Raw genomic sequence first — 26,833 nt, forward strand, 5'->3', positions numbered from 1 at the left:
AGCTCAGCATGACGTTCTGTTTTGAATTTCCAGACTTCCTAAACAGCTCCATTATAAGCGTAGCCGAACTGCTAAACAGCGTTCCTTGCAAAGCATCGTCACCGCGTAATTATTAGTCCGCCAAGGCCCAACAAAAAGCCTCGATTCTGCTTGAATCGAGGCTTTTTGTTGACGGGTGTTGGGGCCCTAGCGGCCGAAGTCGTCCTGCACGCGCACGATGTCGTCCTCGTCGGAGGGCTGGGCGGCGTCGGTATGCTGCCAGATTTCAGCCACGATGCCCCAGCCGTCGAGGCCGATGAGGCGATGGCGCTCGCCCTGCTTGAGGATGATTTGCTCGCCTGGGCCGTAGTGTTTCGGCTCGTTCTGCTCGTCGGTTTCGCTGGTGGCCACGGCGATAGGGCCCTGCACCACGCGCCAGATTTCGGCGCGGCGGTGGTGGTACTGCCACGAGAGGCGCTGCAAGGGCGCCACCACCAGGATTTTGGGGCTGAGCTTGCCCGAAATCTTCAGGCCTTCGATGGAGAGGCCGTCGAAGTACGTGTCGGCAAACTGCTGGGCCTGGGTTTCGTCGATCACGAAGAAGCCGCCCCAGGGGCGCGTTTCGTCCTGCTTGTCGATGCCGAAGCCTTCGCCGCGTAGGCGCTGGGCCACGTCCTCGAACACGAGGTGCTTTTGGGGGTTGGGGGTGCTCATACGAAAGAAAAAGGGTGAAAGAAGGGGCAAAAAACGGGCCGCCCACCCGCGCCACGCGCAGGCCAGCGGCCCGTAAAGATGGCAGAAATTCTTACCAGAACACGGTGTAGAGCGCCACGATGAGGCCGAACACCAGCAGGGCCCCCACGGTGAAGGCGGGCGTGGGCTTGAACATGCTGCGGTCGATTGCCAGGCCTTTGGTTTTGACCCCGCGGTTGGTTTGGAACACGCTGATGAGGACCATCCCGAGGATGCAGAAGATGAATACGAAGCCCATGCGGTCGAGGAACGGGATGATGTAGGCCCCGCCGTCGGCCAGGTCCAGGCTTTTCGACGCGAACCCGAAGGGAGCCAGGAAGGAGAGGTCGGCCACTTTCGGCAAAAACTTCAGCAGCACCGAGAAAATGAAGCCGCCGATGGTGGCGAACAGGGCGGCGCTGGAGGTGGTTTTCTTCCAGAAAAAACCCAGGATGAACATGGCGAAAATGCCCGGCGACACGAAGCCCGTGTACTCCTGAATGAACTGGAAGCCGCCTTTTTTGTCAATGCCCAAGTGCGGGGCAATCAGCACGCCCAGGATCATGGCCACCATCACCGTGAGCTTGCCCACGCGCACCAGCTGCGCCTCAGAAGCGTCGGGGCGCAGCTTTTTCTTGTAGATGTCGAGCGTGAAAATAGTGGCGATGGAGTTGGTTTTGCCGGCCAGCGAGGCCACCACGGCGGCCGTGAGGGCCGCGAACGAGAGGCCCTTGAGGCCCACCGGCAGCAGGTTGAGCAGCACGGGGTAGGCGCGGTCGGGGTTCAGCTCGCCGCCCTGCATCATCTCTGCGCCAAACACGTTTTGCTTGTAGAGCACGAAGGCCGCGATGCCGGGCAGTACCACAATTACGGGCATGAGCAGCTTGAGAAAAGCGGCGAACAGCAGGCCCCCGCGGGCGGTGGGCAAATCGGCCCCCAGGGCCCGCTGGGTGATGTACTGGTTGCAGCCCCAGTAGTTGAGGTTCACGATCCACATGCCGCCCACGAGCACCGTCAGGCCGGGCAGATCGAGGTAGTTGGGGTTGTCGCGATGGAAAATCATCTGGAAGTGGTCGCCGGCCTGTTGCGTCATCAGGTGGAAGCCGTTGAGCACGCCGGTGGTGCCGTTGTGCTCGGCCACTAGGCTCAGGGCCAGGTAAGTGGTGGCGAGCCCCCCCAGAATCAGGAAAAATACCTGAATCACGTCGGTGTAGCCAATCACCTTCATGCCGCCCAGGGTGATGATGACGGCAAAAAACGCCATGGCGTACATGCACGCGTTCAAGTCGAGGCCCGACACGCTGCTGATGGCGATGGCCCCCAGGTAGAGGATGGAGGTGAGGTTGACGATGACGTAGAGCAGCAGCCAGAACACGGCCATGATCATGGCCACCGTGTCGTTGTAGCGCTGGCTCAGGAACTGGGGCATCGTGAAGATGCGGTTCTTGAGATAGACCGGGATGAAGAACACGGCCACGATAATGAGCGTGATGGAGGCCATCCACTCGTAGGTGGCAATGGCCAGGCCCATTTTGAAGCCCGAGCCCGACATGCCCACGAACTGCTCGGCCGAGATGTTAGAGGCGATGAGCGAGGCCCCGATGGCCCACCACGTCAACGAGCCTTCGGCCAGGAAGTAGTCCTTCGAGCCGCTGGCCTCGGATTTTTTGCGTTGGTAAATCCACAGCCCGTAGCCGGCCACGACGACGAAGTAGATGAGGAAAACGACGTAATCCGCCGTGGAGAGTTGGTGTTGCTGCATAGAAAAGTGGGTGGGGGCCCCGCGCAGGCGCGGATGCTAAGAACGAAGCGGAAACCAGAGACGCACAAGCCCGACCTGATCTGGCCAACTCGCCCGCTATCTAAAAGGCGAAGGTGCTCAAATTTTGCAAGAATCCGCCCATAAACCGGTATTTTTCTCACCCTTTACGCGGCAAACGATCCGATAGCTGGTCCGGATTTGGGGCCCCGGGGGCCCTAAAACAGCACCGCCACCTGCATGCGTCCGGTGTGCACCACGTTGAGGCCGCTGGCTTTGCGGCCGTCGTAGGCCAGCGTCAGGTTCAGGCCGTTGCTCAGGCGCTGCTCCAGGTTCAGATTCCAGGTGAAGTTGGCGCCGGCGCGCAGAGCATTGAGGATTTCGATGCCCACGGCCGAGGTGGGGTCGCCGGCAAAGCCCACGCGGGTGAAGCGGGTAGCCGCCGTCACGGTGCGCTTGCTCACCTGGCTGATGCGGGCTTCGAGGCCCAGCTCATCAAACACGCCGGCCGTGCCGAAGTAGGCGTCGTCACGCACGTTGCGCTTGGTGGTGCGCAGGTAGGTGCCGGTGAGGCGCAGCGCGGGCGAGGGCTGGTAGCTGATTTCGGGCTGCACGATGTAGTTGAGCAGGCGGAAGTTGCGGCTGGTGGTGGCCGTGGTGAGGTAGTCGCTCTGGGCCTCGCGGATGTCGCGCGTGAGGGTGAGGCGCCCGGTAAAGAACTGGGCCAGCGTGCGGCGCACCAGCAGGCTTTGGGTGGCCAGGTTGCGCAGGTCAAAACCTTGGGTGAGCAGGGTTTTCTGCTGGGTTTGCTGCACCGTGAATTCGGCCCCGAAGATGGGGTTGGAGCGGTTGAAGTACACCGTGTTGCGCATCAACTGATTGAAGGCCAGCAGCTGGTCGTCCTGGGGCCCGTAGCCGAAGGGGCTCAGGCGCTGGCCCAGGTTGGGGTTGGCGGTGCGGCGGTCCACGGTCACGCTGCTGAGGGTGGCGAAGCGCGCGGCCACCGCCCGCCAGCCGCCGGCCTCGCGCCAGCCCCGCGGCGCGGCCGTGGTGAGGCGGTAGCTGAGGCGGTTGGTGAAGGCGATGAGGTAGTCGGCGGTGGGCAGGTACACCTTAATGTAGGTGCGGTACTGGGCATCGGCCGTTTGGGCCTCAAAAAACTCGTTCTTCTGCTGGATGCCGTCGTAGGGAGGCGCGTCGCGCCAATAGTGGGTGCCCTGGCCGGCGGGCACGGCCAGGTAGGAGTAGTCGCGGCGCAGCTCGCGGCCGGTGGCCACGCTGTAGCTCAGCTCCGAGCGCACCTGGTTCTGGAACAGGCCCACGTTGTAGTCGATTTTGCCGAGCGCCGTGCGGCTCAGGGCGCTGTCGCGCTGGGCCAGGCTGCGGTAGGTAGCCACGATGCGCAGGTCTTGCGTGCGGCCGGGGCGGGCGGCCAGGCTGCCCTGCCAGGTTTGGGCAGCGCTGCGTTCGGCCAGGGCCCGGCGGTCGGCGGTGGGGCCCTGGTCGCGGCGGTAGCTGTAATCGAGCCGGAACTTGGTGCGGGCCGAGTCGCGGCTCTGCACAAACACGTTGTGCTCATCGAAGTAATTGACCGTGCTGGTGCTGTCGCCACCGGGCAGGGCCACCCGGTTTTTGTCGAAGCGGTAGGCGTAGCCCGGCACCAGGGCCCCGCCCACGAAGCGGGCCGTACCCTCACCCCGCGCCCAGCTGGAGCGGAAGCGCCCAGCCTCGGAGTTCAGCAAAAACAGCGAGCCGCGCAGCTCCAGGCCCCCGAATTTCTGGGCCCCATCCAGCCAGTGCTGGGTGCCGTTCACCTCGCCCGGCCGGTAGCGTTTGCTGAGGCGATAGCTGAAATTATTATTCACGTTTTTGGCCAACCCAACGCTAAAGTTCAGGATATTGTCTTCGCGCGGTACGCCGCCCACGGCGTTGCCCTGCACGGTGCTGGCCGTGCTCCAGTTGCGGTCGAACTCGATGTCGCGGTAGCGGTCAATGGGCGCAAAGCGCGGGGCCGTGTACTCGTAGTCGAGGGCCGAGCGCACGCGGTAGTCGCGCAGGCCGGGCAGGTTCAGGCGGCGGTCCTGCACCACGTAGCCCACGTGCACGGCCCCGCCGCGGTCGCTCTCGGGCGAGAAGCGGTTGCGGTCGAGCCGCGAGGTGGCCGCGTCCACAAACACGGTGGCCCCGCGCGCCACCTCGTAGCTGGCCCCGGCGCTCACCAACTGCTTGAGCTGAGGCGTGGGCAGGCGGCGCACGGGCTGGTAGCGCCCCTGGCGCACGCCGCCCACGGGGGCCACGTACTCGTACACGCGCCCGTTGGCGGCCACAAACCGGGTGCTGGCCACGTAGTCGCCGTTGCCCTGGCCCAGGTCGGTGAAGCGCACCGTGTACACGCCGCGTACCGAATCGATGGGCGAGGTGGCCCCCACGTAGGTGAAAACGGCCACCGGCAGCAGGGCCCCGGGCGGCAGCACCACGGCGCGGTGGTACTGCACAATGGTGCGGTTGAAGACCGCGGAGTCGGCCCCGGGCGCGTCCACGGCGGCCACGTTGCCGGCGGCGCGCAGGCGCAGGCGGTCGGCGGGGCCCAGCTCCAGGTTGGCGGCGTTGTCGGGGTTGTCGGCCTCCTGGTAGTAGTTGGCGTGGATGCCCAGCTTGCCGATTTGCTGGTAGTGGCTCAGGGCGTAGAGCGAGCGGGAATAGTTGAGGTCAGAATATTCAAAATCAATCTTAATCCGCGAATTGCGGGTGATGAGGTGGCGCGGCGTGAACGTGACCTCGGCCAGGTTGTAGTCGATGGTGTAGTCGGCATCGTAGCCCCGCACCTGCAAGCGGCCGTCGAGGTACACGCGCTCCGAGTTGGCCAGCACGATGATGAACTGCTCGCCGTTGGGCCCCACGAGGCGGTAGGGCCCCTGCACGTTTTCGAGCGGGGCCACCTCCAGGCTGGCAAATTTGCCCTTGGCCACCCCGCCCGCCACGGCCGTGGACGACTGCCAGGCCAGGCCCTTGGCTGTGCGCCCGCTGGCCGTGGCGGTGGCCCCAGCCAGCGGCACCTGGCGGTTGGGGTCGGCCAGCTGGGGCTGGGCAATGCCGGCGGGGTTGAGGGTGGGCACCGCGCCCCCCGGGGCCACCGGCAACTGCCCGGCCTGGCCGTTCAAAAACACCGTGTTGGCCACGCCCTGGGCCGCGGGGCCGCTCACCAGGCCCGGTAGCGGGGGCCCAAAATTGGCCTCCAGCGCCGCGCCCTGGATGTTTTTGTAGTAGCGCAGGAAGTAGTCGGGCTTGTTGCGCAGCACTACGTCGCCGGCTGTCAGGCTGCCCTGCTTGCTGGTGAGGGTAATGTAAATCTTGTCGAACTGCTGGAGCTGCTGGGTGTTGCCCTCGGGCTGAAACGGCACGTTCTGGTCGGAAATGGCCGCCGTGAGGTGGATGCCGTCCGTGAGCTGGCCTTCCAATTGCAGGTTCAGGGCCGAGTTCACGAACACGTTCTGGGTATTGCCGAAGCTGACGCCCCGCGCCAGGTTGCCGGTTTTGCTGATGCCCGGCGTGTTGAGGATCTGCTCCTTCACCGAAAAATCCTCGTAGCCGATGGGGCCCCGGCGGAAGTCCAGGCTGTCCATCAGCCGCAGGGGCCGGCGGTAGCGGGCCGCCTCCAGCCGCAGCGGCAGCACCCGGTAGCAGAGCAGCACCGAATCGAGCCGGGGGGGCCCGGCGCTGTCGCGCGGGGCAGAGCGCACCCAGCGGTAGCGGCCCGTGCGCGCATCGTAGGGCACGGCGCGGCCATCGGCGGCCGTCACCGAGGCGGGCACAATAGTCAGCGTGTCGGCCAGGGCGAAGTCGGTGGTATCGCGGCCCGGGGCCAGGCGCAGGTAGCGGCAGCGCCGGCTGCTGGGCGGCGGCACCGCGGTAGGGGCCACGCGCGGGGCCCCCACGGCGGGCGCGGCGGTGGCCGGCGCCCCCAGGGCCGGGGCAGCCGCAGGCACCCCCGGCCCTGGGGGCAGGGCCGGTTTTTCCTGGGCCCGGGCCCCCAGAGCGCTCAGCACCGCCCACACCGCCACGAGCAGGCCCAGCCAGGGGAAGCGCAAGCGGTACAGGTGGGCCATGCAGTAAAGGTCGGAACGCGGCCGTAACGCCGCGGGGCCCCGTTTCGTGTTAGGTAGCGCGGGGGGCCGCCCCCCGCGCCGGCCGTAGCTTGCGGGCCTATCCCTTTCCATCCAATTTCTATGGCCAAAAAAGCAGTACACGCCACCTTTGTGCGCGCCCTAGACAAAGCCCACACGGAAGAAGACGTAAAAAACGTCGTGGCGAAGCAGTTTGACATCACCTACGACACAGCCGACCGCAACGATTTGTACACCCCCCGGGTGCTGTTCGAGTTTAAGTTCGATAAAAACTTTGCCAGCCTGCGGCAGCGGGCGGCCGTGCTGGCCCAGGCCCTGTACTACATGCGCCGCCTCAAGTTTGGCTACACTGACCGGCCCATCCCGGGGCACATCTGCCTGGCCGACCGCAACGAAGGGCTGCTCTTCGACGCGGCGGCGCTGCGCGACGTGTACGCCGACGAGGCCCACGCCTACGACTGGGACCTGGCCCCCAGCAGCCCCGACCCCCGCCTGACGGCGGCCTTGCTGCTACTGCCCGCCGTGCGCGATGCCCACGTGTACGACCTGCGGCAGGAAACCGAGTACGAGGCCTGGGCCGCCCGCCTGGCCGGGGCCCTGGCCTCGCAGGCGGCGCTGGGGCTGGCCGACAAAAAGGTAATTACCGAACGCAACTTCGAGGAAGTGTACCACTACTGGAATAACCAGTTTGGCGAGAGCGTGCGCAATGGCAAGAAGTCGTCGCGCTACTTCATGGCCGACATCCAGGAGGGGCGCTCCCTGGCGCAGCCGGGCCAGGGCCGGGTACTGTTCAACCTCGGCACCGGGGCCTGGGTAGACAAGAAAATCCTACCCCGCGCCTACGACTACTTCTGGAGCCTGTACGAAAAGGTGACCAACCCCGACACCATGCGGGCGCTGGTAGCCAAAATTGACCGCCTCTCTGACGAGGAAAGCCGCCGCCGCGAGGGCGAGTTCTACACGCCCTTGTCCTTCGCCGCCAAGGCCCTCGACTACCTCGAACGTACCCTGGGGCCCCGCTGGTGGGCCACCGGCCAGTACCGCCTCTGGGACATGGCCGCCGGCACCGGCAACCTCGAATACGGCCTGCCCACCGATGCGCTGCCCTTCTGTTATCTCAGCACCCTCGACCAGGTGGACGTGGACCACTGCCAGGGCTTGTTTCCGGGAGCCACCATCTTTCAGTACGACTACCTCAACGATGACATCGGCAACCTCTTCAATACCGAAAGCCTCGGCTACCTCGACGCTTGGAAGCTGCCCAAAACCCTGCGCGACGACCTGGCTAACCCCGCCCTGAAGTGGATTGTGCTCATCAACCCGCCCTTTGCCACCAGCCAGACGGCCGGCACCGCCGCGCCCGGCAAAAAAAGCAAGGACCTAGTAAGCGCCACCCGTGTGCAAAAAGTCATGCACCGGGAAGGATTGGGCGAAACCAGCCGCGAGTTGTTCGCGCAGTTTTTATTTCGCATCCGCCGCGACTTCCAGGGTAAAACCGCCCACCTGGGCATGTTTTCCAAAACCAAATACCTCAACGCCACCAACGACCATTTCCTGCGCGAGCGGGTATTTCGCTACGAGTTCGAGCGGGGCTTCGTGTTTTCGTCGGCCAACTTCGCGGGCACCAAGGGCAAGTTTCCGGTGGGCTTTCTGCTCTGGAACTTGGGCCGCGAACGGGCCCTGGACGACCAAATAGTGGAATTGAACGTGTTCAACGAGCAGGTAGAGAAGGTAGGTACCAAGCTGTTTAGCACCCAGCACCGCGACCAGTTTCTGAGCAAGTGGGTGCCCCGGCCGCGCACCAAGCGCGTCTTTCCCCCGTTCAGCGCCGCCATCACCGTAAGCACCCGCACCACCGACGTGCGCGACCAGGTGGCCCCCGGCTTCCTAGCCTCGCTGATGTGCGCAGGCAACGATTTTCAACACCAGAACAACACCGCCCTGCTCTCGGGGCCCTACGCCAGCGCGGGGGCCCTGAGCGTGGTGCCCGCCAACTTCGAGCGGGCCCTGGTGGTGCACGCCGTGCGCCGGCTGCCCAAGGCCACCTGGCTCAACGACCGCGACCAGTTCCTGGCCCCCGCCGCCGAGCCGCTGCCCGCCGACTTTGTGGCCGGCTGCGTGGCCTGGAGCCTGTTCAGCAACTCGAACCAGACCGCCGCCCTGGCGGCAGTGCCCTACCAGGGCACCACCTACAGCGTGCCCAACCACCTGTATCCGTGGGCCAAGGCGGAGGTGCGCACCTGGCCCCTCAAAGACCTGGACGTGCAGCGCACCCTCACCGCCGCCGATCCCGACCGCCACGCCGCCGCCTGGCTGCTGGTCCACGCCGCCGCCCTGCCCCCCGCGGCCCAGGCCCTGCTGGCCGCGGCCCGCCCGCTGTACCAGTTTTTCTACGCCCACCTGCCCGCCCTGCGCACTGGCCACTTCCGCATCGGCACCTGGGACGCGGGCTGGTTTCAGGTGCGCAACGCCCTGGCCGACCAAAACCTGGCCCCCGACCTGCTGGCCGACGTGAAGCGCCACCACGCCGCCCTGGGCCAGTGGCTGCTGCCCCAGCTGGCCCCGCTGGGCTTCCTGCCCTAGCCCCGCCCCCCGCGCCGGGGCCCCCAGCCCGCTCCAAGGACGTTTTTTTTCCTTCGGAACGGGTTTTTACTCCCCCGGAGGGAGTTATTGCTGCTTCGGCAGAAGGAGTTTCTCCCTTGGAGGGAGTTATTGCGCTCTCGCAACGGTTTCTCTCGCCTTCGGAGGGAGTTATTTCCCCTGCCCGGGGCCCCCAAACCCCTGCGGTGGGCGCAAAAGCTCGTTCCGAAGGCCCGATAAGTCGCTCCAAACGACTTAGGGGGCCCCGGGCGGGCACAAAAAATGGCTCCGAACGGGCAATAAGCCGTTCGGAGCCAGTAAGAGGTAGGGCAGCGCTACATTTTGGGAGAGAAAAACGGCTTAAGCAGCGGGGGCGGCCTTTTTGGCCGGCCGGCCAGGGAAGCGCTGGCTCAGGTCGTCGTAGGCGAGCTGGGCCCCGGGCTGCTTCTGCTGCGCCAGGAACCGGATATTCTGGTACACGGGCGAGGCCTGGGTCATGCCCTCCGAGCCGGCCAGCATCACGGTGCTGCCCAGGTCGAGGGCCAGCTGGGCGGCAAACTGCTCCACAGGGGCCAGGTCGGTGGCCGTGCCCACGTCCTGCTTCAGCTCATCAAAGTTCACGAAGGCCGGCACAAAGGCCGGCGAGTTAGCGGCATAGTCAAGCAGCTTCGTCATGAAGCCTACTGACTTGTCGCCCATTTTCACCATATTCTTGCGCTCGTCGGGCGTGAGCGGGTGCAGGTAGGGTTCGAGCAAGGCGCGGGCCTGCTTGAGCAGGTCGAGGGCCTGGGCCAGGTCGGCGGGGGGAACGGCGGCGGTAACGCGGTTGGACATCGGATAGCGAAAATAAAGAAAGGGATAACGTGCCGGGGGCCCCGGCTGCCGGGCCCCCGGGCCGGCCAGCCGGCCGGCGCCCAAAGATGCCGGTTTTAAGCGGGACCGTCCGCCCGCGGCTCATCTTTTCTTCACCAACGCTCAGCCCGCCAGCGGCAGCTCAACGTAAAACTGGGTGCCCTCCCCCACCACCGTCTCGAACCAGATGCGGCCCCCGGCGCTCTCGATGCCGCGCTTGGCCACGGCCAGCCCAATGCCCGAGCCGCTTTCCTTGGTGGTGAAGTTGGGCACGAACACCTTGGCGCGCACGTCGTCGGCGATGCCCGTGCCGTTGTCGGCGATGGTGATGAGCACCTTGTGGGGGCCCTCGGCGCGCAGGGCCACGGTTTGGCGGGCCGGGCGGCCGGGCGGCACGGCCTGCCTGGCGTTTAGCAGCAGGTTGTTAAAGGTGCGCACCAGCAAGCTTTCGTCGGCAAACACGGTGAACGCGCCGTCGGGGGGCAATTCAAAGCGCAGCTCGTCGTGCTCGTCGCCGTCGCTCTGCTGGAACAGGTCGGCGCAGCGCCGCAGCACGGCCACCACGTCGAGGCGCTCGGGGCGCATGGCGGGCAGGTTGGTGAAGGTGCTGAACGAGGTAGCAATGTCGCTCAGCACGTCTACCTGCGTGATGAGCGTCTGGCTGATGCGGCCGATGAGCTCCTCGGCGTTGGGGCGGCGCTCGGCAATGGCCTTCTGCAAAAATTGCAGGCTGAGCTTCATCGGCGTGAGCGGGTTCTTGATTTCGTGGGCCACCTGGCGGGCCATTTCGCGCCAGGCCACTTCTTTTTCCTGGGCGGCCAGCTCGCGGCGGCTGGCTTCGAGCTTGCCAATCATGGCGTTGTACTCGCGCACAAGCAGGCCAATCTCGTCGTCGCTGCTGCGGTACGGAATCGGCTCGTTCTGGCCCGTGAGGGTGGTGCGGGTGAGCCGCTCGGTGATGCGCTTGAGCGGCGCCGTGAGCTGGCGCGCCGCCACAAAGGCCAGCCCCAGAAATAGCAGAAACATGAGCGTCACGATGTTGAGTAGCGTCGTGAACAGCCCCGTGAGCTTGGTATCGAGGTTCTTGGCCGAGTCGAAAAACGGGACGCCCACGTAGCCCACGATGGGGCCCGCCGCGTCGTCGGGCAGTAGCTCGTCGTCGGCCAGCACGCGGCGCCGGGCCCCCGCCGGCGGGTAACCGGCGCTGTCGGCCACCTCGCCCGCGCTGGCCCGCACCGGCAGGTACAGCGCCGTGAAGGCCAGCGAGCCAGCCTGCTCCGTCAGCAGCGCCCGCGGGGCCCCGCGCTCGCGCAGCGTGGCCACGGCCTCGGGGTTCAGCAGGGGCCCCAGCAGCCCGGCCTCAAAAATGAGGGGCTGGCTGCTGGCCAGCAGCTCGCCGCGGGCGTTGTAGAGGTTGACGTCGGTTTCGGTGAGGGCGGCCACCGTGCGGGCCAGCTGGGCCAGCACAGGCCGGGCCGTGGAGTCGGCCAGTAGGTGGCGCTGGGCGCGCACGCTATTCAGGGCCAGGCGCCCGCGCCGCTCGTAGGTGCGGATAAGGTCGAGGCGGTAGGAGGCAATGAGCTGGCTAGCCGTGGCGATGCTCACCACCAGCAGCGGCACCACAATGCCCATGTTCAGCAGCAGCTGGATGCGCCCGCTGAAGTTGAGCCGCAGCCGGGCCCCGGCGCGCCGGCGCAGCAGCAGCCACGCCCCGCCTAGCACCAACCAAAACACCACCGACAGCAAAAACTGAAACGAGAAGTTGGCCAGCCCGTCGGCCAGCGAGTAGCGGGCGGTGGTAATCACCACGGCCCGCTGCCGGGCCCCGCGCACGGCCAAGTGCTGGAAGCCGCCCAGCTCCAGCCCGTTGGTGTACAGGGCGGGGTCGCGCAGGCGGGTAGCGGGCAGGCGGTTGGCGTAGTCGAACTCGCCCTCGCTGTACACGAGGCGGCCGTGGTCGTAGCCGGCATAGCTGAACTGGCTCACCACGCTGGACTGGAAGAACTTTTGGTCGACGAGCAGCTCGGGCAGCACGCTGTACGACGACAGTTTTTTCAGCGTCAGATCGACCCGCACCGTGCCCAGCGCCGGCCCGGCCCGGCCCGGCCCGGGGCCCTCCACCGTGGCCAGCGCCACGTAGTGCCGCGAGCTAAAGGAGTTGTCGGAGCGCAGCAGGTACACGCCCCGCTGGTCGGTGCGGGTAGCATTGCGCCGGATGGCCCGCCGAATGTTGGCCAGGCTGGGGGTCCCGGCCGGGGCGTCGAGCGGCTGGCCGGCCGCGTCGTACAGCGTCACCTGGCTCTCGTATTTATCGAAGTAGTCGCCCAGGTACTGGCGGTCCACGCGCCGCTCGGCGTCGCCCGCCTGGCCAAACGCGCCCACCAGCGCCTGCCGCACAAACGGATCGGCCGCAATCTTGTGGATGCGCTCTTCGAGCAGAAACTCCCCCTGGAAATCGTTGTCCACCAGCAAGCTGCTGGCCAGGCGCTGCTTGTCGGCCAGCAGCTGCTGCTCGAACTGCTGGTGCAGCACCAGGGCCCCGGTGGCGGCGGCCAGGGCCCCCAGCAGCACGCCCAGGGCCCCCAGCTGGTAGCCGCCCAGGGCCCCGGCGCGCAGCCGCGCCAGCCGCACCAGCGCCCCAAACGTGGCCAGTACGCTCAGTAGCTGCCACTGCACTGCCCCCGTGGCCACCCCCACTGCCAGCACCACCGCCGCCGTGAGGGCCGTGGCGGGGACCAAAAACGATTCGGACACGTGCCGCATCACCGCGTCGGCAAGCTGCGTGAGCAGGAAAAACCCGATTAGGTAAGCCCCCGTTTGCACCACCAGGGCCAGGGCCAGGACCAGCCGGAACCCGGTCACGGGCAGGCCCCGCGTCACGTCCAGGCTGAGTTGGCTGCTGTTCAGCATGTCCGTATAAGTACCGTAGAGCAGCTGCAGCAGGGCCCAGAACAGCAGCACCAGCCCGGCCACTACCACCATTTGCCCCGGCATGGTGCGCGGGGCCCGCACCCGCGCCGCCACTCGGGCCCGCACCCACAGCACGCCCACCGCCGCCGCCCCGCCAAACACCAGCACCGCGTTCAGCAGCAAGTCGCCCAGCGAAGGCGACAGCCGTGAAGCGGCATACACCCGCGGGTCGAACAGCGGCAGCTCAATGAGGGAAAACGGCAACCCCCAGTACAGCAGGGCCCCGCGCAGCAATAGCAGCGGCCCGGCTAGCACTGCCAGGGCCGCCTCCACGCGCCCGGCCCGCCAGTAGCGCAGCGCCAGCCACGCCCACCCGGCCCCGTAGCACAGCGCGCCCAGCAACAGCAGTCCCAGCGGCGCGTACTGGCCCGTGAGCCGGTACGGGGCCTGCTGCTGAATGGAAAACAAGTACCGCCCCGCCGGGTCCCGAAACGCCGGTAGCCGCCGGTTTGCACTGTCGAGCACCACCCGCAGGCGCAGGCCCTGGAACACGTCGGCGGTGCCGCCCTTACGCAAGTAGCGGTTGCTGATGCCGTAGTGGCGCTCCAGCGGCACGTAGGCCAGCACCTGCCAGTGGCCCACGCGGCGGCGCACCAGCAGAAACTGACCGAACGTTGTTTCTACCGCCGTCTCGGGCAGGGCCCCCACCAAGTCATCCGGGGTGGGGCGTAGCGCGGCCGATGACCAGTAGCGCAGCTTCCCGTCTTGAAAAACGAACGTGGGGTAGTAAGTCTGGCGCAGCAGCTGGGCGAAGCCGTAGCTGCTGTGCTGCACCTGGGCGGCCACCGTATCGGCGTCGCGGCCAGCCACCACTTCGGCGGCGCGCACCAGCTGGTGCAGGCGGCGCAGGTCGGTGCGGCGCACCACGCCCGGCAGCTGCCCGTACCGGCTGGCCAGAAAACCGCTCGCAAAGCACACCGCCGCCAGCACCAGCAGCGCCCACGGGCCCGGGCGCAGGGCGGCCAACAATTTTCTCACGGGCAAAGGGCTGGTACGAAATGCATTTCCAACAAAAATGCCGCCAATTGGCGGCATTTTTGCAAAACTGTTCCGATGTAGCCGCAGCCCGCAGCCAAGCTGATTATACCTTGGTCGGCTTCGGATGCGTGCGCCGGTACCAGAAGTAGCCCACGGCACCCATTAGCAAGTAGGGCACGGTCATCATGTACACAATGCCTTTGTTAAGGCCCGTCACGTCGTAGTCATCGTTCTCGGCCTTAGCAGCCTCAACCTGGGCTTTACACATAACGCACTGGGCCCCCGCTACCATTGGCGCCAAGCCCAACATAAAGGCCAGCGCCAGCGCCGCCACTCCCCGGAAAAATGCTTTCGTTTTCATACAATTAACCAACAGGTTTTTAAGAAGAAAGTTTCCAACGCCCCAAATGGCCCCAAGCCGCTAGCTCAGGTATAGTACGGAGCAATCATGAAGTATACCACCACGCCCGTTACCGACACGTACAGCCACACCGGGAACGTCCACTTCGCAATGGCTTTATGCTTGGTGTATTGGCCAGTAAGGGCGAAATACAAGGTAAACAGCACCAGGCCCACCGTTACTACGGCTAGGCTGATGTGGGTGAGCAGCAGGAAGAAGTAAGCATAACGCATTGCCCCTACGCCGCCAAACTTGGTGCTGTCTACCTGCGAATGATAAGCTACGTACGAGAGCAAAAACAGGGCCCCCAGCCCAAAAGCTGTGCCCATGGAGGCGCGGTGTGCCAGCACGTTTTTTTGCTTGATGAAATAAAACCCGACTAGTAATGCCACCGCCGTCAACGAATTCAGCCCCGCGTTCACAGCGGGCAGGAACTTTACCTGGGCCCCTGGAATGCGGAACAGGTTCGGAAATGTGAACAGCACGGCCACCAGCAGCGGCACCACCACGCCCAGGGTGCCCAGAATTATCTTGTAGCGCGCGTAGTTGCCAGCGGGCAGCACGGGCGGGTGCAGTTGGTCAGTGGGAGTGGGCATATTCGTAAAGTTGCACGTTGATTTCGGTGAGCAGCCGGTCAATTTCCCGGGGCTTGGTGCCGTCGTAAACGCCCCGCACCCGGCAGTCCCGGTCAATCAATAACAGTGTACCGGGCGGTAGGTTGGGCCCCACCACGGGCAGCAATTGGTGCGGCTGCGCGGCACGGCCCAATTCCTGCTGCGCCACCTGTTTCAGCGCATCGGCCGGCCCCGTCGCAAACATCCATTTGCCAGCGATGGTGCCGTATTGCTCAGCCAATTGGGCTAAAGTGGCAACCGGCGCAGGGCCCGGCTCCAGCACAATTGACACCAGGTGCACCAGTGGTTCCTGACGAAATTTTTCCTGCACTTGCAGCAACTCGCGCGCCACGCGGGCACTCGTTTCATCGGGACCAAACAATTGGGCTACCCATACGCCGCGGCCGAGGCTTTGGCTGGTCAGTTCACGTCCATTGGAAGCTAGCAGCTGAAACGGTTGGATTTGATGGAAAACAGTATCGCGCTGCCACTTACCGCCAACCTGCGTGGAATCCACGCGGTCGGGCAAATAAGTTGGCAGCGCGTAACGATTAGCGCCAAAGCGGTACAGAAACAGAAAAGCCAGTACCGGCACCATTAACAGAAGGCCCAACAACAAGGTCTGGCGGGGCCGCATTGGTTAGCTGAACATATTGCTCAGCGTTTCGCCGATGGAAGAACCTTCTGTCACCAAAGCAACCAGCAGCCACACCAACAGCACGCTAGGCACCAAAATAGTCCATATAAGGCCTTTGGTCTCATGCTTCAAGTGCATGAACTCACCTACAATGAAGAACGCCTTCAAAATGGTCAGGCCAATGAGGATGCTGTTGCGCAAGGTGCGCACGCTTTGCGCCTCCATGGCAAACGTGACAGCAAACTCAATGGCGGTAATGCCAACCAGTATGAAAAATATTTTCCAAATCCCGGCCGTATTGGGTTTGGTGATTTCGCCGGTTTGTACGGCATGGTCAGGAGCAACAGGAGCAGACATAATGCGCGAATAAAAGTAAGTGAATAATCTTCGCAACGTACGCAATCAAACGGTATCACTCGTTCAGTTGAGCACGTGCTTGTTCACTAATCAGACCAAGTAGAAAAAGGTGAAGACAAATACCCACACCAAGTCAACGAAGTGCCAGTAGAGGCCAATTTTCTCCACCATTTCGTAGTGGCCGCGCTTCTCAAAAGTGCCGTTGGTGGTAGCAATGAAGCACCAGACGAGCAAGCATACCCCAGAAAGCACGTGCGTACCGTGAAAGCCGGTGATGAAAAAGAACAAATCAGCGAATAGTACGGGGCCGTACTGGTTCATCGACAGATTGGCGCCGTGGAACACCGTACCGTCGGCCATCAGCGTACCTTCTTCATGGCCCCGGATGAAGTGCCCCCACTCCCAAGTCTGGCTAAGCAAAAAGATCGTTCCGAAAAGAATGGTCCAAAGCAACCATTTCTGCACATCTTTCTTGTCCATGCGGTGGCCAGCCTCCACGGCCAGCACCATCGTCACGGAGCTAAAGATGAGGATCATCGTCATCAACGCCACAAATCCCAGGGGTACGTTGGCATGGCCCATCCCAGGGAAAGCATTGAATACGTGGTCAGGGATAGGCCACCATTTCGTACTAAAATGGAATGCTGATGCTTCGCCGGTAAACACCTCGTGTTTATGGCGAATCATGCCGTAGGTGGTCAGAAAAGCTCCAAACGTGAAAGCATCCGACAACAGGAAGAACCACATCATGAGCTTGCCGTAGCTCGCCTTAAAGGGTTCGTTGCCGCCGTCCCAGTTGCCAGTACGGGGAGCGTCGAGGGTGGAGGCCGCAGTGGGCTGCAAGGTGGTGGTTTGGGCCATAGCGGATAAAGATAGGGCGTTTTAGTGGTTCAAAAGTAAGAACAAATACAGGTACAGCCAAAGAGCTCCCAAAAAGTGCCACAGGATGGAAACGTTGCCGATGGACAATAATGCCCGCGAATGCACCTGATAGTTAAAGGTTCGGCGCAATACAACTGCCAGGAAAATCAGCCCCGCAAGTAAGTGGAAAGCGTGCATGCCCATGAGCACGTATACAAACGAGCCAGACACGTTAGCGTCAATTCCACCGAAAAAGGTACGGCCTGCCACTAGGTCGCCCCAGCATATCCATTGCCCGACCAAAAATACCAGCCCGAGCCCTAAGGTGAGTGCCAAGCCAATTTTGACCCGGCCTATTTCATCTTTTTTGGCCGAGCTGTAAGCCCACTGCAAAGCAATGCTGCTCAAGGCAATTACAATGGTGTTGATGCCCATAATGGTGGGCAGGTCGAACTCACGCCAGTTGCCTTCGTCTCGCCGCACGATGAAACCACTGGTAAGCGAAGCAAAAATCATGGTGCTCGACACCATGAGCAAAATCAGCAACACACGTTTAGGGTGCCAGCCCAGGCCGACTTCCTTTTCTGAGAAGGTTTCGATGGGATTCATAAAGTTGTTTGGCGAATTGCTAAGTGCGGCCGGCAACGGCGCCGGCAAGAGCAATTTGCCCTTGAATGTGTAACAATAAACTACTGTATTTTGTCCAACACCAGCGCAATTTGTACGATGGGTAGATATAAAAAAGAAGCAAACATGATGCGCAACGCGGCCTTGCGGTCCTGGGTGCGCATGAGTTGAAACGTGAGCAGCAAAAACAGCACGCCGCACACCACCGCCACGCCCGCCGAAATACGGCCGGCAATATTGAATTCGAGCGGCAGCAAGCTCAATGGGATAAGCAGCAGCGTATAGGTCATTATCTGAAAAGCCGTACGCAGGTCGCGTTTACCTGGCGAAGGCAGCATCTTGAATCCAGCTCGCTTGTAATCGTCATCGGCCACCCAGGCAATGGCCCAAAAGTGCGGAAATTGCCACATAAACTGAATACCAAACAACACCCACGGCTGGGGGCCCATGGCCGCAAACGTAGCTGCGGGGCCCATGCCTGCAACCCAGCCAATAAGGGGAGGCAACCCACCTGGCAGGGCCCCCACCGCCACGCAAACGGGCGAAATGGTTTTGAGTGGCGTATACACAAACCCATATAACACCAACGACAGCAGTGACAGCGCCGCCGTGAGGTAGTTAAACTGCAACGCTAGCAGTGCCAGCCCGGAAACGCCCAACAACACGCAAAAGACCCATGCCTCGGCCGGTGATATGATACCGAGCGGAAGTGGCCGCTTAGCCGTGCGGGTCATCAGCTTGTCCAAATCCTTTTCGTGGACCTGGTTGATGATGTTGGCTGCTCCCGTTACCAGTAGTCCGCCCAGCATCACTAACAGTACATTCGTCCAGCGGAATTCCGCTACCCGTAGCATGTAGCCAATAGCACTGGAAAACGCCACTGTGAGCGAAAGCCGGAATTTAAGCAGCTGAAAATAGGCGCGGGCCTTGATCATTCAATAATTACTACAAAAGCCACTCAGCAAATGAAAGCCGAACGGGGCCATAAAGTTACGCAACAACCCTGTGGGCCGGCTGGATTGGCACACCAATTTTCGGTTTAGCATTCAATCGCCCGACGGCCAACAGCCCGAGAAATTGTAACCCGAACAATACAGTAGCCAGCGTGAGGTGCACCGGTTGCACTGCTGGGGGCAGGGCCCCGTATGCCAGCACTAAGCCAGCAAGTAGTTCCAATACCAGCACAGCTACCATGCCCTGTGCCAGTCGCCGCAAATAGGACCCCAGCGACCATAGCTCGTAGGCCATATACAACACCAGTACCACTACAGCTGCCGAGAATGCTCTGTGCACAGTAAAACTGCTGCCCAACTGCGCAACCCAACCGGCACGGTTGGCATAGTTTGCCACTGCCGATACCATATCTACCTGCTCACGCACTTGGGTTCCCAGCACAATTTGCCCAAACGTGACTAGAAGCCCTACCCACAATACGGCCTGTAAGCCGCTATTCGAGCCTGCTTGAGGGCGAATATTGATAGATGGGTTGTCTTGCATCTGAGCTCGGTCCACGGCATACAGCAACATAGCTACGATTAGCAGAGCCAGCCCCATATGAATAGTCACCATTACTGGCAAAAGGTTGGTTGACACCACTAATGAACCTAACCAGCCTTGCACACCAGTTAACAGCCAGGCTCCCACAGCCAGCCAAAATACTGGAGGATCGCGGCGGCGGTATGACCAAGCGAATACAGCCGTCAAAAACACGAATACGCCGATGAGGGCCCCTAGCAGGCGGTTCACGTATTCAATCCAAGTTTTAACGGGATTGAAATCAGTTTCTATATACTGCGTAGGATGGGCAAAAATGCTACCTGCTACCTGGGCGAATCCCATCCGCTGCAGCGTAAGGGCAAGCTTTTGGTTCTTAGCTACGCGCTGCGCAGTATAAACCTCTTTATAATTAGCGGGCAGTTGGCTAATGTCAGTAGGCGGCACCCAAGTACCAAAACACTTCGGCCAATCAGGGCACCCCATACCCGACCCAGTGCTTCGAACTACTCCTCCTACCAGAATCAATAAATAGATTGCTACCACAGTGAGCAACCCGACGAAGCGGAAACGTCGGTAAGCAGCGTTTTGCATGAGCAGTGAATCTTTAAATGACAATTGCAAAGCACTTTACGTATTGTAGTGCGCCACAAAAAAGCGGGCCGCCGATCAGGCGGCCCGCTCAGGACTTCGGTTTATTCCTTTAGTTAGTCGGCTAGTTCTTGCTCGTAAGGCAAGTTAGAAGACTGCGTTTGAGAATAAGGGATGTTCTGTGGAATGAAGTCCGACTCTGATCCTGGCTTACTGTAATCGTAAGGCCAACGGTAAACAGCAGGTATCTCACCCGGCCAGTTGCCATGTCCTGGCACGATGGGAGTGGTCCATTCCAAAGTGTTAGAATTCCACGGATTTTGCGTAGCACGGCGGCCACGGAAAATGCTGTAGAAAAAGTTGAAGATGAAAATGAATTGAGCAGCGAAAGCAGCGATGGCCGCAACTGAAATGAATTTATTCAGGTCAGCAAACTGCGAGAAAGAATCAAAGCCAGTCCACGCGTAATAACGACGGGGGAAGCCGGCGATACCGATGTAGTGCATAGGCAAGAACACCAAGTAAACACCCGCAAACGTTAGCCAAAAATGAATGTAGCCAAGCTTCTCGTCCATCATACGACCAAACATCTTCGGGAACCAATGATAGACGCCAGCGAATAGGCCAAAGAATGCCGCCGAACCCATTACTAAGTGGAAGTGAGCAACCACGAAGTAAGTGTTGTGCATCTGAATATCCAGCGTAGCGTTACCCAGAATAATGCCTGTCAAGCCCCCCGAGATGAAGAGGGATACAAACCCGATACTAAACAACATTGCAGTGGTAAAGCGAATGTTACCACGCCACAACGTCGCCAGCCAGTTGAACACTTTTACACCGGAGGGAACAGCAATGATCAACGTTAAGAACATGAACACCGAACCTAAGAAAGGATTCATGCCTGTCACAAACATGTGGTGAGCCCACACAACGAAAGACAACAGTGAAATACCAATTAGTGACCCAATCATAGCACGATAGCCAAAGATTGGCTTACGAGCATTGGTGGCCAACACCTCCGAAACCATGCCCATTGCTGGCATAATTACGATGTATACCTCTGGGTGTCCCAGGAACCAGAACAAGTGCTGGAACAATACTGGCGAACCACCTTGGTTGGGTAAAGCCTGTCCAGCAATGTATATGTCCGAAAGGAAAAACGAGGTGCCAAAAGAACGATCAAACACCAACAACAGAGCTGCTGAAAAAAGTACCGGAAAGGAGAGGATACCAAGGATAGCTGTCAAAAAGAACGCCCAAATGGTAAGCGGCAGTTTGCTCATGCTCATCCCACGGGTGCGAAGGTTAATAACGGTAGTAACGTAGTTAACACCACCTAGCAACTGCGATATGATGAAAAACACCATGCTCACCAACCACATCGTCATACCCATTCCCGAACCCGGAATTGCCTGTGGTAGAGCTGAGAGCGGAGGATAAATAGTCCAACCCGAAGCAGCAGGACCAGTCTCCAAAAACAGGGAGGAGAACATAACAAGACTCGACAGAAAAAAGAACCAGTACGAGAGCATGTTCATGAAACCCGAAGCCATGTCTCGGGCCCCCACTTGCAATGGAATCAAGAAGTTGGAAAAGGTACCACTAAGCCCGGCGGTAAGCACAAAGAATACCATTATGGTACCGTGCATCGTTACTAAGGCTAAGTAAAACTCTGGATTGAGTTTACCGCCTTCTACCCATTTGCCAAGCAAGGGAGTGAGCCACTCCATTGTGCCTTCCGGCCAACCCAATTGCAGACGAAAAAGACTAGACAGCGTGCCACCGATGATGGCCCAGAATATCCCGGTAATAAGAAATTGCTTACCAATAACCTTATGATCTTGGCTAAACACGTACTTCCATAACCAGTGCTGATCGTGGTGTTCGTGCTCATCGTGGTGGGCATCGCCATGCTCCGTGTGCGATACAGGGGCAGTGCCTACACCACCGGCCGTCTGAACCCCGGCTGACAAATTCGGCTTGGCTGACATATCTGACATATCGAAAGGCTTTTGATTTGTATTTAGTAAGAAGCGTTAGCCAGAGGAACCGGTGCTACTTCTTTTGATTCGGTAGGCACATTTGGTTTCGCTATATCTTGGATTGCTTTCTTTTTAAAAGAAGCAACCAAGTCGGGGTTTTGTGAGGCAAACGATTTTTGTGAGGCAAACCAGTTCTGATAATCATCCGGTTCATCTACAATAACAGTTGCCTTCATTGCATAATGGCTTTTACCACAGACCTGATTGCACGCTAGCTCGTAGTTGAACTTGGGATTGCCCAACTTGGCACGCATCTCATCGGTAGACATTGTTGGGGTAAACCAAAAACGAGTAGGCATACCTGGAACGGCATACATCTGCACTCGAAAGTTGGGCATGTACACTGCGTGCAAAACATCACGCGAACGAATCTTGAATAGTATCGGGTGGCCTTTTGGTATATGGATCTCGTTCACTGTAAAATCATCCTGCGACGCCTGATCGTTAAGGTCAATACCGAAATCGTTAGAAGCATCAATCAGGCGGTAGTTGATAACACCCAATTTCAAATCCCGACCAGGATAACGCACCAACCAGTTGAACTGCTTACCCATCAACTCCACTACCACGGAGTCCTTGGGAGCTGGGCCAGTAATGCGCGTCCATGCTTTCCAACCGGCAAAAATGAGCGCAGCCATCACAATGGCTGGGATGATAGTCCAGATTACCTCTATCTTATTGTTGTGTGAAAAAAAGTAAGCGCGACGGCCCTCCTTGTACTGATACTTGTAGGCGTACACAAACAACAGCGTTTGGGTGATTGCAAAGGCAACACCAATTACTGTCATCGTTGTCCAAAACATCGTTTCCATGTGATGGCCATGAACCGATGCAATCGGGGGATTCATTTTGCTATAGTTCTGAACAAAAGAATAAGCGAACCATCCGCCGCCGCCAACTAAGAACACGAGCATTAGAATAGCGTTTACGCTATTGCTCATGCCTATGTCGCGAGTAAATGATCCAGAGAAGATGGAAGACAGAATCTGGAGACGAAATAGCAAGCCGAGGACGACCAGTAGCAGTACCAGAACTGCTATAATAGTAAGAGCAGACATTGTGATTTGTTAGGTAGCCAGCAAAGAATAGCTATTAGATGCCTTTAGAACAGGTGTGGCCGGCTTAAGTTATATGCCGTGGCTGTTAGTTCTGATGAACATCTTTCTAAGTAGTGTGGTGAACACTTTCCTCAACAAAAGGATGGTTGACTGGAATCAACAAAGCTCCTGCCAGTCGACGGGTCATCAGCAAAAGGAATGCGCCTAAAAATATTGCTGCTACACCTATCTCTATCAAGAACCCATTTTCGCCCCTCATAGTGCCCGGCATTAGCATCAAATAGAAATCTATCCAGTGCCCAACGAGAATGGCAATACAGACGATTTTAAGAATGATCATTTGCCGTTTAGCATCGCGAGTCATCAACGCCAAAAAGGGGAAGACAAAATTGATGACTATGTTAAGGAAAAACAGACCCGTGTATTGACCATTGAAACCGCCAAGACGCTGATTGAAATAAACCGCTTCTTCGGGTAGGTTGGCATACCAGATCAGCATGAACTGCGAAAACCACAGGTAGGTCCAGAAAATACTGAAGCCAAATATCAACTTACCCAAATCGTGTAAGTGGTTGGCGTTGAGCATTCGCAAATAGCCATTTTGCTTAAGAAAAATAGCTGTCAGCGTGATGCCGGCAATTCCGGATACCCACCACGAGGAAAAAACATACCAGCCGAACAAGGTACTGAACCAATGTACATCGACCGACATCACCCAATCCCAACCAGACATGGAAGACGTGACGGCATAAAGCACCAGAAAGCCTGCGGACATGGTCACGCTAGTATGAAAATACCGGGTGCCGCCGTGCAAGTCTTCTTCCAGAGAAAGCTTGCGTAGCTTCCAAGAGAAGGCTGCCCAGATTGTCAGGTACGACACCATTCGGAAGATGTAGAATGGCCCGCTGAGAAAGCCGCCCTTGGCGGCGATGATGGGGTCGTAATTAGCCGCTCCTTTGGTCATAACGCCCTCCTGCGTCCAATGAAAAATGTCATGGCGGCCTAAGAGAAATACGACCAGCATAATAACGCCTCCCGGTACAAGCCAGACGCTGAATGCCTCAGAAATTCGTTTTATTACCACCGACCAGCCAGCATAGGCCACGTAGTTGATAGCTAGGAACACCGTACCCACGGCTGAGACACCGACAAAAAACAAGTTACTGTGCCACAAGCTTATGATTAAGCGCTTGAGCCAGATAGGACTACCGGTCCCGTGCGTGGCCGTTCCGGTGGCTTCGGGCCCAGTACCCCAGTGGAAGATAGCGGCCATAAGGCCCACCACCAGTAGTACAACGCCAGCAATTATGATGGCAAAAAAGATTTTACGGGCGCCATCCGTAACGACGAGTTGCTCAGCCGTGGCGCTTTCTTGATGCGTCAGAGTTGCCATAGTGCGTGCGAGATGGTGTTATTTAGCGGAGCCATTCTGGCCTTTGGTGTTACCCTGACCGGGCGTCTCGGAACCAGTACTTAAATCGGCTTTACTCGCAGGGGTTGTACTTGCCGCTGCGGTAGTAACAGTTGTATCACTGGCCGAAGACTTGGGGCCCTTAGCGATCATCTCAGTGAGTCCGTCGGGGCCCTTGCCTAACTCCAGTGCCCTGACGTACATGGCTATTTTCCAGCGTTCCTCTGGGATGACCTGCGAGCCATGAGGCATCATGCGGTTGCGACCCCATTGAATGACGTGGTATATGTGACCATCGTTCATTTTGGAATAGTAGCCAGCAGCAGCATAGTTTGGAACGCCCTTGAACTTAAGTCCAACCGGGCCCTGACCATTGCCTTGTTCGCCATGGCAATGCTGGCAGTAACGTGAATACAGTAGCTTGCCTTCTTCCAGATTCGCTTTAGTGTAAGCGAAAGGATTGCGAAGCGTACGCTCAGCAATGCCAACGCTATCCTTAGGGATGTGGTCGTAGTAGCTCAATTTGCCGCGAGCTACGGTGCCAGTGGCAGGAGTCCGCTCATTAATGCCGAAAGCATTAATGGTGTTATAACCCGTCTGGCGCAATGGCTCATACGGAATGGACTCGTACATTTCTGGAGCGTATTCTACGCCAGCATTATCGGCTTGCGGCGTGCAAGACGACGCTAGGCCTCCCAACGATAGTAACAGCACCGAAGCGCGTAGACTCAAAATCAGCGGATGCGTCATTATTTCTTGGTCATTTCTTTCTGGTTGACTTCCGATGCGCCGTTTTCACGCAACAACTGAGTCAGCTTTGGCAGTGATGAATTGTTCTCGTCTAATTCAATGGCCATTACGAATTTATCATCAGTCGAGCGCACGTCCATCACCGGAGTTTTGAAGCGTGGGTACAGCCCAGTGATGGTATAAAAGGTTATCACCATCCCGTGGCAGGTGAAGAATACCGTCAACTCAAAAGCGACGGGTATGAATGCGGGCAATGCAATTTGCGGCTTGCCACCAATAATCATGGGCCAATCGAAACCCAGCGTATAGATTTGGAGCCAGAGTGAAAAAGCCAACCCGCACATGCCGTAGAAGAAAGCAGCAATGGGTAAACGTGAGCGCTCAATTCCCAATGCGTCGTCAATACCATGCACTGGATATGGGGAAAACACATCGTAAATCTTGACCCCTGCGCCACGCACATTGTCAATAGCGTGCAGGAGCACGTCCTCGTCTTCAAAGACGCCCAGAGCGAAACGCTTAGTCATGCTTGTCGTAGGTTACGGGGGCCGAAGCGGGCACGCCGGGAGTTACGGAATAGGTAGTGGCCGGCACACTGTGGCCATGGTTACCTGTGTAAGTAGGGCCGTTATCAACGGTATACTTAAGGATACTCTTGATCTCGACCATGTTAATGACGGGAAAAAACTTAGCAAATAGAAGGAACAGCGTGAAGAACAGACCCAACGTACCTACAAACACTCCGATATCAATTATCGAAGGCGAGAACATTGCCCAGCTCGAAGGCAAGTAGTCGCGGTGGAGCGAAGTAACAATGATTACGAAACGCTCAAACCACATCCCGATGTTCACAATGATGGATAAAATGAACGTTAGGACAATACTGTAGCGCACCCGGCGGAACCACACCAGTTGCGGTGTAATTACGTTGCAGGTCATCATAGCAGCATAAGCCCACCAGTAGGGGCCCGTAGCCCGGTTGATAAATGCATATTGCTCGAATTCTACTTGAGAGTACCAAGCAATAAAAAATTCTGTGATATAGGCAACCCCTACAATGGACCCAGTCACCATCATGATTTTATTCATCAGGGCAATGTGTTCGAGGGTGATATAGTCTTCAAGTTTGAATACGACGCGAGTGATAAGCATCAGCGTCAATACCATAGCAAAACCCGAGAAGATAGCGCCAGCAACGAAATAGGGAGGGAAAATAGTGGTGTGCCAACCAGGTACAACCGACGTGGCAAAGTCCATCGATACAATAGTGTGTACCGAAAGCACCAACGGAGTGGATACACCGGCCAAAATCAACGATACTGTTTCGTAACGTGACCAGGCTTTAGCAGAACCAGTCCAACCGAAGCTCAGCATAGAATAGCTGAACTTGGCGATGGGCCCTTTAGCACGGTCACGAATGGTAGCAAAGTCAGGCACCAAACCCGTATACCAGAATACCAACGATACCGTGAAATAAGTAGAGATAGCAAACACATCCCAAAGCAAAGGGGAGTTGAAGTTCACCCACAGGGAACCTAGCGTGTTTTGCAACGGAAACACGTAGAAGGCCAACCAAGGACGGCCCATGTGCAATACCGGGAACATGGCAGCGCAGATAACGGCGAAAATCGTCATGGCTTCTGCTGCACGGTTGATTGACGACCGCCATTTTTGGCGGAACAACAAGAGCACCGCCGAGATTAGTGTACCGGCGTGGCCAATACCAACCCACCACACAAAGTTGGTGATGTCCCAGGCCCAACCAACGGTCTTGTTTAGGCCCCATTCTCCGATGCCATACCACAACGTGCGGTATACAGAGTAGAAGAAAACCCCCAAGAAAAATAAGGCTACGCTCATAGCGCCAATCCAACGGATATTGGGTTTAGCTTCTACTTGGTAGCAAATATCCTGGGTTACGTCGTGTAACGTTTTGCCCCCGGTAATGAGCGGCTCACGAATGGCTGATACGTGTTGCATAATGAGTATTGGGGGCTTGGGTGCGTAGAAACTAAGT

General features: G+C 59.0%; 20 protein-coding genes. 1 reads left to right on the top strand and 19 read right to left on the bottom strand.

Features of this window, described 5'->3' with window-relative positions:
* Nucleotides 1-186: 186 nt before the first annotated feature.
* The 3 genes from DDQ68_RS10610 to DDQ68_RS10620 form a co-directional block, all read right to left on the bottom strand.
* Nucleotides 187-693 (bottom strand): cupin domain-containing protein, encoded by a 507-nt coding sequence (locus DDQ68_RS10610; RefSeq protein ID WP_109656274.1) that lies wholly within the window; start codon nt 691-693, stop codon nt 187-189.
* A 91-nt stretch (nt 694-784) separates the two neighbouring features.
* A complete protein-coding gene (locus DDQ68_RS10615; RefSeq protein ID WP_109656275.1) occupies nt 785-2,473 on the bottom strand; it encodes a sodium:solute symporter family transporter in 1,689 nt (562 codons plus the stop codon).
* 215 nt (nt 2,474-2,688) lie between these two features.
* On the bottom strand, nt 2,689-6,576 hold the full coding sequence (locus DDQ68_RS10620) for a DUF8818 domain-containing protein (protein ID WP_109656276.1): 3,888 nt from the start codon (nt 6,574-6,576) through the stop codon (nt 2,689-2,691).
* 120 nt (nt 6,577-6,696) lie between these two features.
* Here DDQ68_RS10620 and DDQ68_RS10625 point away from each other — a divergent pair, with 120 nt between their 5' ends.
* Nucleotides 6,697-9,177, top strand: a complete 2,481-nt coding sequence (locus tag DDQ68_RS10625) for a hypothetical protein (protein ID WP_109656277.1) — start codon at nt 6,697-6,699, stop codon at nt 9,175-9,177.
* A 357-nt stretch (nt 9,178-9,534) separates the two neighbouring features.
* On the opposite strand, the gene DDQ68_RS10630 is transcribed toward DDQ68_RS10625, so the two are convergent.
* The 16 genes from DDQ68_RS10630 to nrfD all read right to left on the bottom strand — a co-directional run bounded on the left by DDQ68_RS10630 (nt 9,535) and on the right by nrfD (nt 26,796).
* Nucleotides 9,535-10,008, bottom strand: a complete 474-nt coding sequence (locus tag DDQ68_RS10630; protein ID WP_109656278.1) for a hypothetical protein — start codon at nt 10,006-10,008, stop codon at nt 9,535-9,537.
* Nucleotides 10,009-10,149: 141 nt separating this feature from the next.
* A complete protein-coding gene (locus DDQ68_RS10635) occupies nt 10,150-13,974 on the bottom strand; it encodes a sensor histidine kinase (protein ID WP_162550023.1) in 3,825 nt (1,274 codons plus the stop codon).
* Between the two features lie 103 nt (nt 13,975-14,077).
* Complete coding sequence (locus DDQ68_RS10640; protein WP_109656280.1) at nt 14,078-14,335, bottom strand: hypothetical protein; 258 nt, start codon at nt 14,333-14,335, stop codon at nt 14,078-14,080.
* Between the two features lie 65 nt (nt 14,336-14,400).
* A complete protein-coding gene (locus DDQ68_RS10645) occupies nt 14,401-14,970 on the bottom strand; it encodes a DUF420 domain-containing protein (RefSeq protein ID WP_109656281.1) in 570 nt (189 codons plus the stop codon).
* On the bottom strand, nt 14,954-15,601 hold the full coding sequence (locus DDQ68_RS10650) for a thioredoxin domain-containing protein (RefSeq protein ID WP_162550024.1): 648 nt from the start codon (nt 15,599-15,601) through the stop codon (nt 14,954-14,956). The genes DDQ68_RS10645 and DDQ68_RS10650 overlap by 17 nt, the downstream gene beginning before the upstream one ends.
* Nucleotides 15,602-15,628: 27 nt before the next feature.
* The gene (locus DDQ68_RS10655; RefSeq protein ID WP_109656283.1) at nt 15,629-15,982 is read right to left on the bottom strand and encodes a cytochrome C oxidase subunit IV family protein; all 354 of its coding nucleotides are present in this window, start codon (nt 15,980-15,982) and stop codon (nt 15,629-15,631) included.
* Between the two features lie 90 nt (nt 15,983-16,072).
* Nucleotides 16,073-16,843, bottom strand: coding sequence for a cytochrome c oxidase subunit 3 (locus tag DDQ68_RS10660; protein WP_109656284.1), 771 nt, complete (start codon nt 16,841-16,843; stop codon nt 16,073-16,075).
* 21 nt (nt 16,844-16,864) lie between these two features.
* Entirely contained in the window at nt 16,865-17,452 is a 588-nt protein-coding gene (locus DDQ68_RS10665) for a cytochrome c oxidase subunit 3 (protein WP_109656285.1), read from the bottom strand.
* Nucleotides 17,453-17,532: 80 nt separating this feature from the next.
* Nucleotides 17,533-18,405, bottom strand: a complete 873-nt coding sequence (cyoE, locus tag DDQ68_RS10670; protein WP_109656286.1) for a heme o synthase — start codon at nt 18,403-18,405, stop codon at nt 17,533-17,535.
* 55 nt (nt 18,406-18,460) lie between these two features.
* Complete coding sequence (locus tag DDQ68_RS10675; RefSeq protein WP_109656287.1) at nt 18,461-19,558, bottom strand: COX15/CtaA family protein; 1,098 nt, start codon at nt 19,556-19,558, stop codon at nt 18,461-18,463.
* 113 nt (nt 19,559-19,671) lie between these two features.
* Nucleotides 19,672-21,546: a cytochrome c oxidase subunit I gene (locus DDQ68_RS10680; RefSeq protein WP_109658398.1), complete on the bottom strand. Its 1,875-nt coding sequence runs from the start codon at nt 21,544-21,546 to the stop codon at nt 19,672-19,674.
* A gap of 32 nt (nt 21,547-21,578) precedes the next feature.
* Nucleotides 21,579-22,655 carry a cytochrome c oxidase subunit II gene (locus tag DDQ68_RS10685; protein ID WP_109656288.1) on the bottom strand — a complete coding sequence of 359 codons (1,077 nt, stop codon included), beginning with the start codon at nt 22,653-22,655 and terminating at the stop codon, nt 21,579-21,581.
* A 106-nt stretch (nt 22,656-22,761) separates the two neighbouring features.
* Complete coding sequence (locus DDQ68_RS10690; protein WP_170121923.1) at nt 22,762-24,048, bottom strand: quinol:cytochrome C oxidoreductase; 1,287 nt, start codon at nt 24,046-24,048, stop codon at nt 22,762-22,764.
* An 18-nt stretch (nt 24,049-24,066) separates the two neighbouring features.
* A complete protein-coding gene (locus DDQ68_RS10695; protein WP_245897404.1) occupies nt 24,067-24,699 on the bottom strand; it encodes a c-type cytochrome in 633 nt (210 codons plus the stop codon).
* A gap of 116 nt (nt 24,700-24,815) precedes the next feature.
* Complete coding sequence (locus tag DDQ68_RS10700; RefSeq protein ID WP_109656290.1) at nt 24,816-25,343, bottom strand: DUF3341 domain-containing protein; 528 nt, start codon at nt 25,341-25,343, stop codon at nt 24,816-24,818.
* Nucleotides 25,336-26,796 (bottom strand): NrfD/PsrC family molybdoenzyme membrane anchor subunit, encoded by a 1,461-nt coding sequence (nrfD, locus tag DDQ68_RS10705; RefSeq protein ID WP_245897405.1) that lies wholly within the window; start codon nt 26,794-26,796, stop codon nt 25,336-25,338. The genes DDQ68_RS10700 and nrfD overlap by 8 nt, the downstream gene beginning before the upstream one ends.
* Nucleotides 26,797-26,833: the final 37 nt, after the last annotated feature.

The organism is Hymenobacter nivis, from assembly GCF_003149515.1.
GTDB lineage: Bacteria > Bacteroidota > Bacteroidia > Cytophagales > Hymenobacteraceae > Hymenobacter > Hymenobacter nivis.